We start from the raw sequence: 15,511 nt of genomic DNA, 5'->3' as shown, positions 1-15,511 counted from the left end.
TTACGGATGACTTGCCGAACAAGGTTGTTGGATGGCAAAAACGACGGCGAAATATACATACAAAAAACGGATTAAAATAGGAAATATATTCATAATATCATTGACATAACCCGCAATACTTGCGCGCTAAAAGCCCCGTTTTCGCAGTGATAAACTCCCCCGCCATCGCACTTCGCTTATTCAGGGGACAAATTAATGAAATCGCTATACCGGCTTTCCGTAGGGCTTATCCTCGGCGTGTCATTTATCACCTCGGCGGCCGCTAACGACCATAAAATTCTCGGCGTGATAGCTATGCCGCGCAATGAAACCAACGACCTGACGCTGACGCTCCCCGTCTGCCGGGTAGTCAAACGCATTCAGCTCAGCGCCGACCGCGGCGATGTACAGCTCTCCGGGGCGACGGTCTACTTTAAGGCCAGCCGCGGCGCCAGCCACACGCTGAACGTCCCCGCCGGGATCAAAGAGGGCAGCACCACCGGCTGGATCAACATCAATAGCGATAACGACAGCAAACGTTGCGTGAAGAAAATCGCCTTCTCCGGCCACACGGTGCACTCCTCAGATATGGCATCACTGAAAATTATCGGCGATGACTAACGTCGCCCCTGCCCGAGAGAAAACGTTATGCATATTAATTACCTGGAGGATGACGATCTCGCCTTTCTGCCTGAGTGCAGCGAGGCGCATCTGGAAGCCTTTACCCGCATTCTGACCCACGGGGAAAATGGCAAACCCCGTCTCTCCAGCACGCTCCTGCGCAACGAGACATTTTTAGCGATGGAGAGGCACCCGGAGCGTTATCGCCGCAACTGGCAGCTAATCGCCGGTGAGCTACAGCATTTTGGCGGCGATAGCATCGCCAACACGCTGCGCCGCCATGGCAAATTTTATCGCGCGATCCTGCTGGATGTATGTAAACGACTGAAAGCGAAGGTCGACAAACAGCTGTCGACGCCGCAGATCGAGCAGCAGTTGCTGGCGCATTTTCTGCAGCACAGCTGGAATAAACTGAACGCGGAGCAAAAAGCGCAGTTTCTCGCCGCGGTGGAGTGCCGGAGCCATGAGCTGGACAGCCTGATGGCTCATCTGCTGAGGCATCGCAAGCTAAGCGAAGGCGTCACTTTGTTGCTGGACGAACGCTTAACCGCCATCCTGCGCACGCATGCCGCGGTGAGCGTCATCGGTCATGGCCTGGTGCGCGGCGCCGGGCTGGGCGGACCGCTCGGCGCCGCGCTGAACAGCGTAAAAGCGGTGAGCGGCAGCGCATACCGGGTCACCATCCCCGCGGTCCTGCATATTGCCTGTTTACGGCAAATGCTCCAGCCGCCGTCAGACACCGCGGAAATTGGTGAAAAATACCCCGCCAGATCATAGACAGCCCTTCAGCGCCTCATTATTATGCCGCGCCCCGCCGCCAAGTCGCGGGGTAATGCTTCCCTTTTAATGATAATTTTGAGGAATTATGGGCAACACTAAGTTGGCTAATCCGGCACCGCTGGGCCTTATGGGCTTCGGCATGACCACTATTCTGCTTAACCTGGCGAATAGCGGCCTGTTCGCATTCGATGTAGCTATCCTGGCGATGGGCATTTTTTACGGCGGCATTGCGCAAATTTTTGCCGGCCTGCTGGAATACAAAAAAGGCAACACTTTTGGCTTAACCGCTTTTACCTCCTACGGCAGCTTCTGGCTGACGCTGGTGGCGATTCTTCTGATGCCGAAGATGGGCCTGGCAGACGCGCCAAACGCGCACTTCCTCGGTATGTACCTCGGCCTGTGGGGCGTCTTTACCCTGTTTATGTTCTTTGGCACCCTGAAGGCAGCCCGCATGCTGCAGTTTGTCTTCCTGAGCCTGACCGTACTGTTCGCGCTGCTGGCGATTGGCCATTTGGCCGATAACGAAGGCATTGTGAAGGTAGCCGGCTGGGTCGGCCTGATTTGTGGCGCCAGCGCTATTTACCTGGCGATGGGTGAAGTGCTGAACGAACAGTTCGGCCGTACCGTGCTGCCGATCGGCGAACCGCGCTAATCTTCCGCCGCCGTCCGGTCACAGGGCGGCGGCAGGTCATTATCAGCATCAGCTAGCCATCGTTAACGCTGCAGCTCCCCTTCCGGCATCCCCGTCGGCGCCGTCAGCTCCTGACGCAGCCAGATACCTAATCCCAGCCCCATCAGCGACAGGGCCAGCACATACCAGGCCGGCGCCATCGGCGACACCCCCATCAGCATGGTGACCGCAATCGGCGTCAGGCCGCCAAAGATCGCGTACGACAGGTTGTAGGAGAAAGAGATGCCGGTGAAGCGTACTTCCGCCGGGAAGGCCCGCACCATCACATAGGGCACCGCCCCCACCACGCCGACGCAAAGCCCCACCGTACCGTAGAGCAGAAACAGCCGCTGCGGGCTGGCGCCGGCAAGATGGTAAAATGCCCAGCTGGCAACCGCCAGCAGCAGGCTGCCGACGATAAAAGTGCGGCTGGCGCCGAAGCGGTCCGCCGCCAGCCCGGCGAGCAGACAGCCGATGCACAACATAATGGTGGCGATGCTGTTGGCCTGCAGGGTAATGGCCGGCGCAAAACCATAGTGCTTCTGCAGCCAGACCGGCGACATCAGGATCACCACCACCACGCCAGCCGACAGCAGCCAGGTCAGCAGCATAGAGATCACCACCGCCTTCTGGTGCTTGAGCGCCACCGCTTTTACCGGCAGTTCCTGCGCCAGCGCTTTGCGCTGCTGCATCTCAAGAAAAATCGGCGTCTCCTGCAGCCAGCGGCGCAGATACATCGCTATCAGACCAAATACGCCGCCCAGCAGGAAGGGGATCCGCCAGCCGCCGTCGTGGATCCCCTGCGGCGACAGACTGGTATTGATAAGTGTGGCCACCACCGACCCCAGCAGAATGCCAACCGTCAGGCCGGCCGTCAGCGTGCCGCAGGCGATACCAATGCGCTTTTCCGGGACATGCTCAGCGACAAACACCCAGGCGCCTGGAACTTCACCGCCGATCGCCGCTCCCTGCAGAATACGCATCAGCAGCAATAGCAGCGGGGCGATGATACCTACCGAGCTATAGGTCGGTAGCAGACCGATCGCCAGGGTTGGCAGCGCCATCAGCAGGATGCTGAGGGTGAACATTTTCTTGCGCCCCACCAGATCGCCAAAGTGGGCCATGATGATGCCCCCCAGCGGACGCGCCAGGTAACCGGCGGCGAAAATGCCAAAGGTTTGCACCTGGCGCAGCCATTCGGGAATATCCGCAGGGAAGAAGAGCTCGCCGACGACGGCGGCGAAGAAAACGAAAATGATAAAGTCATAAAACTCCAGCGCGCCGCCCAGGGCGGCCAGCGTCAGCGTTTTATAATCCTGGCGGTTGAGCGGTCGGTTTGCATATGACATAACGCAATTTTATCCTGAGGTGTGCAGCGTGATTTATAGCGTGTAAAGTAAACAGCACTATATCGTAAATAAAACGGCACACCATCAGCGATGCAGGTTATATTAAAAATGCATCAAATTCAGGATAAAGTTTCGCGTCTGGCGCTCTTAGGACGAAAAGCTTCTACTACACGGCCATCGGTTTCCACATAAGGCCCTTCAAGCAACTGTACACAATAAGGTACACTTGCGAAAATACCGTGCACCAGCACGTTGCCGTCAGCATCTTTCACCCCTTCCAGAGTCTCCTGAATTGCTTTCGGTTGCCCGGGAAGGTTGAGGATCAGCGCCTGCTTGCGGATCACACCGACCTGCCGGGAAAGGATAGCCGTCGGCACAAAGTGTAGGCTAACCTGGCGCATTTGCTCGCCGAAGCCCGGCATCTCGCGATCGGCGATCGCCAGCGTTGCGTCGGGCGTCACATCGCGACGCGCAGGGCCGGTTCCGCCGGTGGTCAGCACCAGATGGCACCCCATTTCGTCAACCAGTTCGCACAGCGTTTGCTCAATGATGGCCTGCTCATCCGGAATCAGACGCGTTTGCAGCTCGAAAGGGGTGGTCAGGGCACGTGCCAGCCACTCTTCCAGTGCCGGGATGCCTTTGTCCTGATAGACGCCGCTGGAGGCGCGATCGGAAATGGAAACTAAGCCGATTCGTAAGGTATTCATGGTTATTCCGTTCAAACTGTGGCGTTAAACGAAATGATACACTGCCGGAGGCGGGACAGACAGTGTAATGTGGCCGACGGGCGTCGGCCACCTGCGCGATTACAGCAGTTCGTCGATCATTTTTTCCAGTTTTTCCTGGTCGATCGCAAACTTACGGATACCTTCCGCCAGTTTGTCTACCGCCATCGGATCCTGGTTATGCTGCCACAGGAACTCAGATTCGGTAATACGCTCCGGACGCGCTTTCACTTCACCGGTATATACCAGCTTACGCTCAACGGCGCCTTCGCTTTCGGACAGCTCTTTCAGCAGCGCCGGGGCGATGGTCAGGCGGTCACAGCCAGCCAGTTCCAGAATTTCGCCAACGTTACGGAAGCTTGCGCCCATCACGACGGTTTCATAGCCGTGCTGCTTGTAATACTCGTAGATTTCGCTGACGGAAACCACGCCCGGATCTTCTGCCGGTGCGTACTCTTTCTTGTCGGTGTTGGCTTTGTACCAGTCGAGGATACGGCCAACGAACGGCGAAATCAGGAAGACGCCCGCTTCGGCGCAAGCGCGAGCCTGAGCGAAGGAGAACAGCAGCGTCAGGTTACAGTTAATGCCTTCTTTTTCCAGCTGTTCAGCGGCGCGAATGCCCTGCCAGGTGGAGGCCAGTTTGATCAGAATGCGATCGTTGCTGATGCCCGCGTCGTTGTACAGCTTGATGATGCGCTTGGCTTTCGCGATAGACGCTTCGGTGTCATAGGAGAGACGTGCGTCCACTTCGGTGGAGATACGGCCCGGGATCAGTTTCAGAATTTCGAGACCGATGTTCACCGCCAGCTTATCGGAAGCATCGAGGATCTGCTGCGCGCGATCGCTGCTCTGGCTACGAGCCCAGGCGACAGCGTCGTCAATCAGCTTACGGTACTCAGGGATCTGAGCCGCGCCGAGAATCAGGGAAGGGTTAGTGGTGGCATCCTGAGGCTGATACAGCTTCATTGCCGCAATATCTCCGGTGTCAGCGACGACAGTGGTGTACTGACGCAGAGAAGTTAATTTATCCGTCATGATATATTTCTCTTAAACAGCAGTTAAGGGGATGTAACCGGTCTGCCCAGATGATAACACGCTGCCGGGTCAGCGCAACCGCCGACGAGAGAAGAGCGCAGAGTGTGATAAACTATGCAGATTAATTTGCTGAAAGCGAAAGGATTGTCACTTAATTGGTAACGCTTACACTGGCGTACCGGCATGGACAAGAGGATGTTTAATGCCTGATTTTCTCTCATTTATCAATGAAATACTCTGGGGCTCAGTGATGATTTATCTGCTACTGGGCGCCGGTATCTGGTTTAGCTGGCAAACCCGGGGTATTCAGTTTCGTTACGTGCGCAAATTCGGCCGCAGTCTAAAAAAAAGCCTGCACCCGCAGCCGGGTGGTTTAACGTCCTTTCAGGCGCTCTGTACCAGCCTTGCCGCCCGGGTCGGCAGCGGCAATCTTGCCGGGGTGACGCTGGCGATCGCCGCCGGTGGGCCCGGCGCCGTATTCTGGATGTGGGTTTCCGCCCTGCTCGGCATGGCCAGCAGCTTTGCTGAATGTTCCCTTGCTCAGCTGTATAAAGAACGCGATAGCCGCGGACAGTTTCGCGGCGGCCCGGCCTGGTACATGGCGCGCGGGCTCGGCATGCGTTGGATGGGCGTCCTGTTTTCGATCCTCCTCCTGCTGGCCTATGGTTTTATCTTCAATACCGTGCAGGCTAACTCCGTGGCCCATGCCTTGCGCTATGCGTTCGATCTGCCGGCGGCGGTCAGCGGCGGCGTGCTGGCCGTTGTCGTTTTGCTGGCGATCCTCCGTGGTTTACGCGGCGTGGCGCGTCTGATGCAATGGATCGTTCCCTTTATGGCGCTGTTGTGGATCGCCACCAGCCTGCTCATCGGCCTGTGGCACATCACCGCCCTGCCGACGATTTTCGCTACCATCTTTCGCTGCGCCTTCGGCTGGCAGGAGGCCGCCGCCGGCGCGGTGGGCTACACCATCAGCCAGGCGCTGACCAGCGGCTTCCAGCGCGGCATGTTCTCCAATGAAGCAGGGATGGGCTCTTCGCCTAACGCCGCCGCGGCCGCCGCCTCCTGGCCGCCGCACCCGGCGGCGCAGGGGATCGTGCAGATGATTGGCGTGTTTATCGATACTATCGTGATCTGTACCGCCAGCGCGATTATCGTCATGCTGGCGCCGCGGCCCGACAATGAATATACGCTCAACGGTATTCAGGACTTGCAACACGCGATGAGCGTGCTGGTCGGCGGCTGGGGAGCGGGTTTCATCGCCCTCATCGTGCTGCTGTTCGCCTTTAGCTCTATCGTAGCCAACTACGTGTACGCGGAAAATAATCTGGTCTTCCTGCGCCTGGATAAGCCGCGCTATATCTGGGGGCTGCGAATACTCACCGTCCTGATGGTGCTGTTGGGGACCATGGTTAGCCTGCCTGTCGTCTGGCAGAGCGCGGATATCATCATGGCGCTGATGGCGATGACCAACCTGACGGCCATTCTGTTGCTCTCCCCGACGGTGCGGATTATCGCCAGCGATTATCTGCGTCAGCGGCGGCTGGGTATCCAGCCGACTTTCGATGCCACTCGTTACCCGGATATTGACCAACAGCTGGCCCCGGGCGCCTGGAATGAATTGCCGCGCGAATAGCGCGGCAATTGCAGCTATCGATCCCACCATGCACTTTTTTTGTTAAAATTCGTCGAAATTACCTGCAAGGACTGGATATGCTGATTCTGATTTCACCTGCTAAAACGCTCGATTATCAAAGCCCGCTGGCAACGACTCGCTATACCCAGCCCGAACTCCTCGAGTATTCTCAGCAGCTTATCGGCATCGCCCGTAAGCTGAGCGCGCCGCAAATCGGCAAGCTGATGAGCATTAGTGACAAGCTGGCGGATCTAAACGCCACCCGCTTCCACGACTGGCACCCTGACTTTACGCCGCAAAATGCCCGCCAGGCGATCCTCGCCTTTAAAGGCGATGTCTACACTGGCCTGCAGGCAGAGACACTCACCGAGGACGACTTTGACTTCGCCCAGCAGCATCTGCGCATGCTCTCCGGGCTGTATGGCGTGCTGCGCCCGTTAGACCTGATGCAGCCCTACCGCCTGGAGATGGGGATCCGTCTGGAAAATCCGCGCGGCAAAGATCTGTACCAGTTCTGGGGGGATACCATTACCGAGAAGCTGAATCAGGCGCTGCGCGACCAGGGCGACGATATCGTCATCAACCTGGCTTCCGATGAATATTTTAAATCGGTGAAAACGCCAAAATTGCAGGGTCAGCTGATCAAGCCGGTATTCCTCGATGAGAAGAACGGCAAATTCAAAGTGATCAGTTTTTATGCGAAGAAAGCCCGCGGCCTGATGAGTCGCTACATTATTGAAAACCGCTTAACCCAGCCGGAGCAGCTCAAAGCTTTTAATAGCGAAGGCTATTTCTTTGATGCGGATGCCTCAGAGAAAGGCGAACTGGTGTTTAAACGCCACGAGCAGTAACACGTTACGGTAATAAAAAAGGGGAGTCATTCCCCTTTTCAATATAATTAAGCAGATTATTACTTATTTTAACGCACCCAGTTTTCCACCACGCCTTTTTCATCGAAGAAAATCATCAGCGAGTTCGAATCTTTTTGGCTGGACTTATCGACCGCATCGGCAGCTTGCGATGCCCCGGTTACCGGGATCATGGAACCCGCGAGGCTGACCAGGTTGATCCCTTTATCTACTGAATAATACCAGCTCTCTTTACCCGACGCCGTCACCGTCGTATGACCAGAATCCGGGGCACCAAAATACTGACGAACCTCGGCCTTGGTGGTTTTTCCGACAATGAGATGTTGTTTCAGATAGGCTGGCGTTAATTTATCTTCATTACCGCCAATCGTTGTCCCGGAGCAGCCTGTTAAAGCGAACACCACCAAAAAAAGAGATAAAATACGCATGTTTCCTCCTTGAAAACCTTGTGCATTAACAATGCATCTATAACAAATGATATCTATAGCTGCTTCATAATAAAATCAGCAGCATAAATATAAGCAGCATGAAATAATAAATAAAAAAGATAATCCAGTGGAATTATCCGGCAAAGAGGACAATCCGTAAAAGAGTTTGCAATAAAAGCAGTGCGCTGACAATAAAATAGTGTGGGGAATTTTATGGAGAGAAATTTTGCTGATATGGAAAAAGTGCGTTAAATATAAAAACCGGGCAATAGCTGCCCGGTTTGGTCGATCATGTTGCCGATATTATTGCCTGGCTTAGCCCATCATCAGCTTACGCAGCGCGGCGAAATCCGCCGGCAGGTTGTGAGACAGCAGCGGCAGGTCGGCGCGGTCGGCCAGCTCCTTCGGCAGCGGCAGAGTCTCCTGCAGGATCTCCTCCACGCTCTCTTTGAACTTCGCCGGATGGGCGGTGCCGAGGAACAGGCCGTACTCTCCCGGCTGCAGCTGATCGCGCAGCGCGCGCCAGGCAATCGCCGCATGCGGTTCAGAGATGTAGCCGATGGCCTTCAGCTCGCGCATCGCTGCTTTGGTGGTCTCATCATCGACCGCGGCATAGCCCAGCTCGCTGAGACGCCAGATTTTACGGCGGAACAGCTCTTCAACGCGCGGCCAGTTGTTCGGCTGGCTGACGTCCATGGCGTTGGACAGCGTCGCCTGGGTGGCTTTTGGCGCCCACTCGCCGCCCTGCAGATAGCGCGGAACGGTGTCGTTGGCGTTGGTGGCGGCGATAAAGCGCTTGATCGGCAGCCCCAGCGACTTGGCCAGCAGACCGGCGGTCAGATCGCCGAAGTTGCCGCTCGGCACGGAAATCACCAGCTGATTGCGGGCTTCCTGCGGCAGCTGCGCCGCCGCTTCGAAGTAGTAACAGATCTGCGCCAGCAGGCGGCTGATGTTGATGGAGTTAGCCGAGTTGAGACCCAGCGTCGCCTTCAGCTCTTCATCGTCAAACGCCTGCTTCACCAGCGCCTGGCAGGCATCAAAGTCGCCATCAATCGCCACGGTTTCAATATTGCCGCCGAGGGTACAGAACAGCTTCTCCTGCAGCGGACTGATCTTGCCGCGCGGATAGAGGATCACTACCTTGACGTTCGGCAGGCCGTAGAAAGCATGCGCCACCGCCGCCCCGGTGTCGCCAGAGGTCGCGGTGAGGATGGTGACCGGCTTATCGCCTGCGATGTGGGTCAGCATCTGCGCCATAAAGCGGCCGCCGAAATCCTTGAACGCCAGCGTAGGGCCATGGAACAGCTCCAGACAGCCGACATCTTCCTGAACCTTGCTTACCGGCGCCGGAAACGCAAACGCCGCGCGCACCCGCTGCTGCAGGACATCCTGCGGGATCTCATCGCCGATAAAGGCGGATAAAATTTTGGCGCTACGGGTGACAAAGTCCTGCGCCAGCATGTCGTCAATTTCAGTCAGGCTGAATTCCGGCAGATCGTGCGGAAAGAACAGGCCCTGATGCTTGCCAAGTCCCTGGGTGACGGCCTGCGCAAAGCTGACCTGCTCGTTATGATCTTTTAAGTTATACAGTTTCATTGGTTATCCCACTACGCGTGCGCCCGCCGTGTCCAGCCGGCAAATATGAACAAAGCCTTCCTGATTCTGCAGATAGTGCGCGCCAAGCCAGTCGGCGACGCGCTGTGCGGTATCCGGTTTATCACACAACGCGAACAGCGTTGGGCCAGAGCCGGAGATGCCGCAAGCCTGGGCGCCCATCTCCATGGCCGCCTGACGCGCTTCGCTAAAGCCCGGCAGCAGTTTGGTTCGGTACGGTTCGGCAATCACATCTTTCATCAATTTTGCCGCCAGCTGCGGCTGGCGGGTGTAGCAGGCGTGAATAAAGCCCGCGAGGTGGCGACCATGGGCGATACAATCCTGGCGGCGATACTGCGCCGGCAGAATCGCCCGCGCTTCAGCAGTAGAGACTTTAATCCCCGGATAGGCCAGCACCCACAGCCACTCATCAAACCCGGGCACCTGCTGACTGATAATCCCATTCTCTTCGATCATCAACTGCATGCCGCCAAGATAGCACGGCGCCACGTTGTCGTAGTGAATGCTGCCGGAGATACGCCCTTCCATCTCTCCCATCAGCGCCAGCATGCGCGTCTCGTTCAGCGGCTTGCCGCAGAACTCGTTCATGGCCACCAGCGCAGCGACCACCGAGCAGGCGCTGGAACCCAGCCCGGAGCCAATCGGCATGTTTTTTTCCAGCGTCATCGCCACCGGCACCGTCTTGCCGATCTCCCGGCAAAAGCTTTCCCAGCACTGGTAAACAATGTTCTCCTGCGGCGCCGTCGGCAGTTTGCTGGCGAAGCGTCCAAGATTCTGCAGGCTAAATTGCTCCGCCGCTTCGACAGTGACGTTGTCGCCAAGCAGCGTGCCATCGACCGGCGTGACCGCCGCGCCCAACACATCAAACCCGACGCTCATATTGGCACTGGAAGCCGGGGCATATACTTTGACCATCTTAAACTCCTAACTTCCAGGACAGGGTGCGCAGCAGGTCGGCGAATACGCCGGCCGCCGTGACGTCGTTCCCGGCGCCATAGCCGCGCAGCACCAGCGGCAATGGCTGATAATAATGGCTATAAAAAGCCAGCGCGTTCTCACCATTCTTAACTTTGAACAGCGGATCGTTGCCGTCAACCGCGGCTATTTTTACCCGGCAGGTACCATCCTCTTCGATGTTACCGACGTAGCGCAAGACTTTACCTTCATCGCGCGCCTTAGCAACCCGCGAGGCAAAACCATCGTCCAGCGACGGCAGGCGGGCCATAAAGGTCTCGACATCGCCGCTGGCGTCGAAGTCCGGCGGCAGCGCCGACTCGACGATAATGTCCGCCAGCTCCAGTTCACGCCCGGTCTCACGGGCCAGAATCAGCAGTTTACGCGCCACATCCACCCCGGATAAATCGTCGCGCGGATCCGGCTCGGTATACCCCATCTCACGGGCCATCGCCGTCGCCGCGGAGAAACTCACCCCCTCATCCAGCTTGCCGAAGATAAACGACAGGGAGCCGGACAGGATCCCGGAGAAATGGCGCAGCTCATCGCCGGCGTTGAGCAGGTTCTGCAGGTTCTCAATCACCGGCAGGCCCGCGCCAACGTTAGTGTCATAGAGGAACTTACGCCGCGAGCTGCTGGCCGCATGGCGCAGCTGGTGATAGTAATCCAGCGAAGAGGTATTGGCCTTTTTGTTCGGCGTCACCACATGGAAACCTTCGCGCAGGAAGTCGGCATACTGATCGGCGACCGCCTGGCTGGAGGTACAGTCGACGATCACCGGATTGAGCAGGTGGTACTCTTTCACCAGGCGGATCAGGCGGCCAAGATTAAACGGCTCTTTCGCCTCCGCCAGTTCCGCACTCCAGTTTTCCAGATTCAGGCCATGCACGCTGGTCAGCAGCGCCTGAGAATTGGCTACACCGCAGACGCGCAGATCGATATGTTTGTTCTTCAGCCACCCCTGCTGGCGCTTGATCTGCTCTAGCAGCGCGCCGCCGACGCCGCCGACGCCGATGACAAACACTTCAATCACCTGGTCGGTGTTGAACAGCATCTGATGGGTCACGCGCACGCCGGTGGTGGCGTCGTCATTGCTGACCACTACCGAAATTGAGCGCTCGGAAGAGCCCTGGGCAATCGCCACGATATTGATATTGGCGCGGGCCAGTGCCGCAAAGAATTTCGCCGAGATACCGCGCAGGGTACGCATTCCGTCGCCCACCACGGAGATGATCGCCAGACGCTCCATAATCGCCAGCGGCTCCAGCAGCCCCTCTTTCAGCTCCAGATAAAACTCATCTTCCATCGCCCGTTTGGCACGTGCGCAGTCGCTCTGCGGCACGCAGAAACTGATGCTGTACTCCGAAGAAGATTGAGTGATCAACACCACCGAGATGCCGGCGCGGGACATGGTGGCGAAGACGCGGGCCGCCATGCCGACCATCCCTTTCATCCCCGGCCCGGAGACGTTGAACATCGCCATGTTGTTGAGGTTAGAGATGCCTTTCACCGGCAAATCGTCCTCGTCGCGGCTGGCGCCGATAAGCGTTCCCGGCGCCTGTGGGTTGCCGGTATTTTTAATCAGGCATGGGATTTGGAACTGGGCGATAGGGGCGATGGTGCGCGGGTGCAGCACTTTCGCGCCAAAGTAGGAGAGCTCCATCGCCTCCTGATAAGACATCGATTTCAGCAGGCGCGCATCCGGCACCTGACGCGGATCGCAGGTGTACACTCCGTCGACATCGGTCCAGATTTCGCAGCAGTCAGCGCGCAGGCAGGCGGCCAGTACCGCAGCCGAGTAGTCGGAGCCGTTACGTCCCAGCACCACCAGCTCGCCTTTCTCATTGCCGGCGGTAAACCCGGCCATCAGGATCATATGGTCTGCCGGGATCTGGCTGGCGGCAATGCGGCGGGTGGATTCGGCGATATCGACGGTGGATTCCAGATAGTGGCCCACGGCGAGCAGTTTTTCGACCGGGTTAATGACACTGACTTTATGTCCACGGGCTTCCAGCAGACCCGCCATGATGGCGATGGAGAGCTTTTCGCCGCGGCAGATCAGCGCGGCATTGACGCTGTCCGGGCACTGACCCAGCAGGCTGATGCCGTGCAGAACATGCTTAATCTGAGCAAATTCCTGCTCCACGAAGGCTTTTAACTGGGCAAGCGGGAAAGCGGGCTGGGCGTCGGCAAGGCCCTGAAGAAGTTCGGCAAAAATGCGTTCGGCGTCGGCAATATTGGGGAGGGCATCCTGGCCGCCAATGGTCTTTTCAATCATCGCTACCAGGTGGTTAGTGATCTTCGCCGGGGCAGACAGGACCGTCGCTACCTGCCCCTGCCTGGCATTACTCTCCAGAATATCGGCAACCCGCAGAAACCGTTCCGCATTTGCCACTGATGTACCGCCGAACTTCAACACTCGCATGGTTCTTACCCCTTGATCTCTTGTCAAAAAAAAAGCCCGCACTGTTCAGGTGCGGGCTTTTTTCTGTGTTTCCTGTACGCGTCAGCCCGCACCGTTACCTGTGGTAATGGTGGTGGTGATAATGGTGGTAATCATGCCGATGCGATTCATGGATGTTGTGTACTCTGTATTTTTATCTGTCTGTATGTCCTGCCTATATTGGTTAAAGTATCTGCCGTCTTAAGTCAATGAATTTCTCAATTTGCCCCATTTCAGCAGGCTTACGTATTTTCCCGCTGCCGTGAGAAAAAACATCCAGATCGGCGGAAAACCAGCTCATAGAACAGCATACACATCCATAAATAAAAAATATGACAGAGTTTTATTCTGGCAGGTTTTTTTCAATATCATGCAGCAAACGATGCAACATTGCCGTGTCGCGCTGCTGCAGCAGGCCCAGCCGTTGCGACAACCAGTCGGCCAGTTTGGCATCATCCTCCACGCCCAAACGCGAAAGTAACGCCAGGGTACGAGTACGTAAGGCCTGCAGCTGATGATGGTCTGCCGCAGCGGCGGCGGGCGCCGTTTGTTGCATTAGCGATGCTAATTGATAACAGTAGACCATCACCGACTGGCCGAGATTCAGCGACGGATAATCCGCAGCCATCGGCACACCGGTCAACACATCAGCCAGCGCCAGCTCCTCATTGGTCAATCCGGCATCCTCACGACCAAATACCAGGGCAGTATGGTTCATCCACTGCGCCTTCTCCTCCAGCAGCGGCAACAGCTGCTGCGGCGTGGCGTAATAGTGAAAACGCGCGCGGCTGCGGGCGGTTGTGGCGACGGTGAAATCAACGTCATGCAGCGCCTCGGCAAGGGTGGGATAGGTGGTGATACCATCGAGGATGTCGCCTGAGCCATGCGCCACCCAGCGTGCCGGCGGCGCCAGGTGGGCTTCGCTATCGACGATCCGTAGTTCGCGAAATCCCATGGTTTTCATCGCCCTGGCGGCAGCGCCGACGTTCTCGGCCCGGGCAGGACCGACTAAAATAATCGTTAAACGCATTGCGGTTTCTTTCTCTCTCTCAGGCGTTATCGAGGCGCAGCGCCCCCCATTTTACGCGGTGAAAATTTACAAATTTGCAACAAAAATCACTAAAATTGCGTTTTCTTACCCATAAAAAAATCTAAACTGTTCTCAGGAGGCCGTGACAAGGAGTATGTTAACAGAACCCATTTATCCATATGATGGGCAATGCAATTTCATCTGATGCATCGTTTCAGGCTTTGGATTCACTGTATTTATTAATTTATCCACGCAACTAGTTGAGCCGGGTAAAGATTGTGACTATAAAGAGCATGGCGATGCAATGATTTCACAAGACTGTTAACGTGCTACAATTGAACTTGATATATGTCAACGAAGCGTAGTTTTATTGGGTGTTCGGCCTCTCTTAGCCTGTTATGTTGCTGTTAAAATGGTTAGGATGTCAGCCGTTTTTGACACCGTCGGGTCCAGAGGGAAAGTACCCACGACCAAGCTAATGATGTTGTTGACGTTGATGGAAAGTGCATCAAGAACGCAATTACGTACTTTAGTCATGTTACGCCGCGCATGTTAATTTGCGACATGCAGCAGGCAGGTCAGGGACTTTGGTACTTCCTGTTTCGATTTAGTTGGCAATTTAGGTAGCAAACATGCAGACCCCGCACATTCTTATCGTTGAAGACGAGTTGGTAACACGCAACACGTTAAAAAGTATTTTCGAAGCAGAAGGTTACGATGTATTCGAAGCGACCGATGGCGCGGAAATGCATCAGATCCTGTCTGAAAATGATATCAACCTGGTGATCATGGATATCAACCTGCCGGGTAAAAATGGTCTTCTGCTGGCGCGCGAGCTGCGCGAGCAGGCAGACGTCGCGCTGATGTTCTTAACCGGCCGCGACAACGAAGTGGATAAGATCCTTGGCCTCGAAATCGGCGCTGACGACTATATCACTAAACCGTTTAACCCGCGTGAACTGACTATCCGCGCGCGCAACCTGCTCTCCCGTACCATGAACCTCGGTACCGTGAGCGAAGAGCGTCGCAGCGTGGAAAGCTACAAGTTCAACGGCTGGGAACTCGATATCAACAGCCGTTCCCTGGTTAGCCCGAACGGCGAACAGTACAAGCTGCCGCGCAGTGAATTCCGCGCGATGCTGCACTTCTGCGAAAACCCGGGCAAAATTCAGTCTCGTGCCGAGCTGCTGAAGAAAATGACCGGTCGCGAGCTGAAGCCGCATGACCGTACCGTTGACGTGACCATTCGTCGGATTCGTAAACACTTCGAATCCACTCCGGATACCCCGGAAATCATCGCTACCATTCACGGTGAAGGCTACCGTTTCTGTGGCGATCTGCAGGAATAATACGATTTATTCCGCAGCCATGATGCGAAAAC

The 15,511-nt window shown here is 56.3% G+C and carries 16 protein-coding genes and 1 other annotated feature; of the genes, 6 read left to right on the top strand and 10 right to left on the bottom strand.

Annotated features, from left to right (window positions below):
* Positions 1 to 195 precede the first annotated feature (195 nt).
* The 3 genes from RRF55_RS14675 (at position 196) to satP (ending at position 2,032) form a co-directional block, all read left to right on the top strand.
* The gene (locus RRF55_RS14675; protein ID WP_004182892.1) at positions 196 to 600 is read left to right on the top strand and encodes a DUF2541 family protein; all 405 of its coding nucleotides are present in this window, start codon (positions 196 to 198) and stop codon (positions 598 to 600) included.
* Between the two features lie 27 nt (positions 601 to 627).
* Positions 628 to 1,377, top strand: a complete 750-nt coding sequence (msyB, locus tag RRF55_RS14670) for an acidic protein MsyB (RefSeq protein WP_064153134.1) — start codon at positions 628 to 630, stop codon at positions 1,375 to 1,377.
* Positions 1,378 to 1,465: 88 nt separating this feature from the next.
* Positions 1,466 to 2,032 carry an acetate uptake transporter gene (satP, locus tag RRF55_RS14665; protein ID WP_002887905.1) on the top strand — a complete coding sequence of 189 codons (567 nt, stop codon included), beginning with the start codon at positions 1,466 to 1,468 and terminating at the stop codon, positions 2,030 to 2,032.
* A 62-nt stretch (positions 2,033 to 2,094) separates the two neighbouring features.
* Here satP and RRF55_RS14660 read toward each other — a convergent pair whose 3' ends face one another.
* The 3 genes from RRF55_RS14660 to tal all read right to left on the bottom strand — a co-directional run bounded on the left by RRF55_RS14660 (position 2,095) and on the right by tal (position 5,159).
* The gene (locus RRF55_RS14660) at positions 2,095 to 3,399 is read right to left on the bottom strand and encodes an MFS transporter (RefSeq protein WP_025368456.1); all 1,305 of its coding nucleotides are present in this window, start codon (positions 3,397 to 3,399) and stop codon (positions 2,095 to 2,097) included.
* Between the two features lie 119 nt (positions 3,400 to 3,518).
* Entirely contained in the window at positions 3,519 to 4,106 is a 588-nt protein-coding gene (gene mog, locus RRF55_RS14655) for a molybdopterin adenylyltransferase (RefSeq protein WP_002887898.1), read from the bottom strand.
* Between the two features lie 99 nt (positions 4,107 to 4,205).
* Positions 4,206 to 5,159: a transaldolase gene (gene tal, locus RRF55_RS14650; protein WP_002887897.1), complete on the bottom strand. Its 954-nt coding sequence runs from the start codon at positions 5,157 to 5,159 to the stop codon at positions 4,206 to 4,208.
* Positions 5,160 to 5,361: 202 nt separating this feature from the next.
* Here tal and RRF55_RS14645 point away from each other — a divergent pair, with 202 nt between their 5' ends.
* Both RRF55_RS14645 and yaaA read left to right on the top strand, forming a co-directional pair.
* A complete protein-coding gene (locus RRF55_RS14645; protein ID WP_002887871.1) occupies positions 5,362 to 6,792 on the top strand; it encodes an alanine/glycine:cation symporter family protein in 1,431 nt (476 codons plus the stop codon).
* Between the two features lie 77 nt (positions 6,793 to 6,869).
* Positions 6,870 to 7,643: a peroxide stress protein YaaA gene (gene yaaA, locus RRF55_RS14640; protein WP_002887869.1), complete on the top strand. Its 774-nt coding sequence runs from the start codon at positions 6,870 to 6,872 to the stop codon at positions 7,641 to 7,643.
* Positions 7,644 to 7,711: 68 nt separating this feature from the next.
* Here yaaA and RRF55_RS14635 read toward each other — a convergent pair whose 3' ends face one another.
* From RRF55_RS14635 to yjjY, 7 genes are all read right to left on the bottom strand, one after another.
* Positions 7,712 to 8,089 carry a hypothetical protein gene (locus RRF55_RS14635; protein ID WP_002887866.1) on the bottom strand — a complete coding sequence of 126 codons (378 nt, stop codon included), beginning with the start codon at positions 8,087 to 8,089 and terminating at the stop codon, positions 7,712 to 7,714.
* A gap of 315 nt (positions 8,090 to 8,404) precedes the next feature.
* A complete protein-coding gene (gene thrC / locus RRF55_RS14630; RefSeq protein WP_002887863.1) occupies positions 8,405 to 9,685 on the bottom strand; it encodes a threonine synthase in 1,281 nt (426 codons plus the stop codon).
* A gap of 3 nt (positions 9,686 to 9,688) precedes the next feature.
* Positions 9,689 to 10,618: a homoserine kinase gene (gene thrB, locus RRF55_RS14625; RefSeq protein WP_002887853.1), complete on the bottom strand. Its 930-nt coding sequence runs from the start codon at positions 10,616 to 10,618 to the stop codon at positions 9,689 to 9,691.
* Position 10,619: 1 nt separating this feature from the next.
* A complete protein-coding gene (gene thrA / locus RRF55_RS14620; protein ID WP_002887848.1) occupies positions 10,620 to 13,082 on the bottom strand; it encodes a bifunctional aspartate kinase/homoserine dehydrogenase I in 2,463 nt (820 codons plus the stop codon).
* A 25-nt stretch (positions 13,083 to 13,107) separates the two neighbouring features.
* Positions 13,108 to 13,225 (bottom strand) — a sequence feature (Thr leader region).
* Positions 13,164 to 13,232, bottom strand: a complete 69-nt coding sequence (gene thrL / locus RRF55_RS14615) for a thr operon leader peptide (RefSeq protein ID WP_004222578.1) — start codon at positions 13,230 to 13,232, stop codon at positions 13,164 to 13,166. It overlaps the preceding feature by 62 nt.
* A 211-nt stretch (positions 13,233 to 13,443) precedes the next feature.
* Entirely contained in the window at positions 13,444 to 14,130 is a 687-nt protein-coding gene (locus tag RRF55_RS14610) for a tRNA/rRNA methyltransferase (protein ID WP_002887846.1), read from the bottom strand.
* 396 nt (positions 14,131 to 14,526) lie between these two features.
* Positions 14,527 to 14,667: a protein YjjY gene (yjjY, locus tag RRF55_RS14605; RefSeq protein WP_004146984.1), complete on the bottom strand. Its 141-nt coding sequence runs from the start codon at positions 14,665 to 14,667 to the stop codon at positions 14,527 to 14,529.
* A gap of 95 nt (positions 14,668 to 14,762) precedes the next feature.
* Between yjjY and arcA the strand changes: the two genes are divergently transcribed.
* A complete protein-coding gene (gene arcA, locus RRF55_RS14600) occupies positions 14,763 to 15,479 on the top strand; it encodes a two-component system response regulator ArcA (protein ID WP_002887843.1) in 717 nt (238 codons plus the stop codon).
* The last annotated feature ends 32 nt before the right edge of the window (positions 15,480 to 15,511 follow it).

Source organism: Klebsiella sp. K47 (assembly GCF_051858335.1).
Lineage (GTDB): Bacteria > Pseudomonadota > Gammaproteobacteria > Enterobacterales > Enterobacteriaceae > Klebsiella > Klebsiella pneumoniae.
Note: the sequence above shows the minus strand (reverse complement) of the source record. Positions and strands in the feature narration are given on the sequence as shown.

Excerpts from the sequence above, each read along its gene's own strand:
- satP (WP_002887905.1), top strand. The coding sequence starts at position 1,466 with ATGGGCAACACTAAGTTGGCTAATCCGGCACCGCTGGGCCTTATGGGC.
- thrC (WP_002887863.1), bottom strand. The coding sequence starts at position 9,685 with ATGAAACTGTATAACTTAAAAGATCATAACGAGCAGGTCAGCTTTGCG.
- RRF55_RS14675 (WP_004182892.1), top strand. The coding sequence starts at position 196 with ATGAAATCGCTATACCGGCTTTCCGTAGGGCTTATCCTCGGCGTGTCA.
- tal (WP_002887897.1), bottom strand. The coding sequence starts at position 5,159 with ATGACGGATAAATTAACTTCTCTGCGTCAGTACACCACTGTCGTCGCT.
- yaaA (WP_002887869.1), top strand. The coding sequence starts at position 6,870 with ATGCTGATTCTGATTTCACCTGCTAAAACGCTCGATTATCAAAGCCCG.
- RRF55_RS14610 (WP_002887846.1), bottom strand. The coding sequence starts at position 14,130 with ATGCGTTTAACGATTATTTTAGTCGGTCCTGCCCGGGCCGAGAACGTC.
- thrA (WP_002887848.1), bottom strand. The coding sequence starts at position 13,082 with ATGCGAGTGTTGAAGTTCGGCGGTACATCAGTGGCAAATGCGGAACGG.
- RRF55_RS14645 (WP_002887871.1), top strand. The coding sequence starts at position 5,362 with ATGCCTGATTTTCTCTCATTTATCAATGAAATACTCTGGGGCTCAGTG.
- RRF55_RS14660 (WP_025368456.1), bottom strand. The coding sequence starts at position 3,399 with ATGTCATATGCAAACCGACCGCTCAACCGCCAGGATTATAAAACGCTG.
- arcA (WP_002887843.1), top strand. The coding sequence starts at position 14,763 with ATGCAGACCCCGCACATTCTTATCGTTGAAGACGAGTTGGTAACACGC.
- RRF55_RS14635 (WP_002887866.1), bottom strand. The coding sequence starts at position 8,089 with ATGCGTATTTTATCTCTTTTTTTGGTGGTGTTCGCTTTAACAGGCTGC.
- msyB (WP_064153134.1), top strand. The coding sequence starts at position 628 with ATGCATATTAATTACCTGGAGGATGACGATCTCGCCTTTCTGCCTGAG.
- yjjY (WP_004146984.1), bottom strand. The coding sequence starts at position 14,667 with ATGACTAAAGTACGTAATTGCGTTCTTGATGCACTTTCCATCAACGTC.
- thrB (WP_002887853.1), bottom strand. The coding sequence starts at position 10,618 with ATGGTCAAAGTATATGCCCCGGCTTCCAGTGCCAATATGAGCGTCGGG.
- mog (WP_002887898.1), bottom strand. The coding sequence starts at position 4,106 with ATGAATACCTTACGAATCGGCTTAGTTTCCATTTCCGATCGCGCCTCC.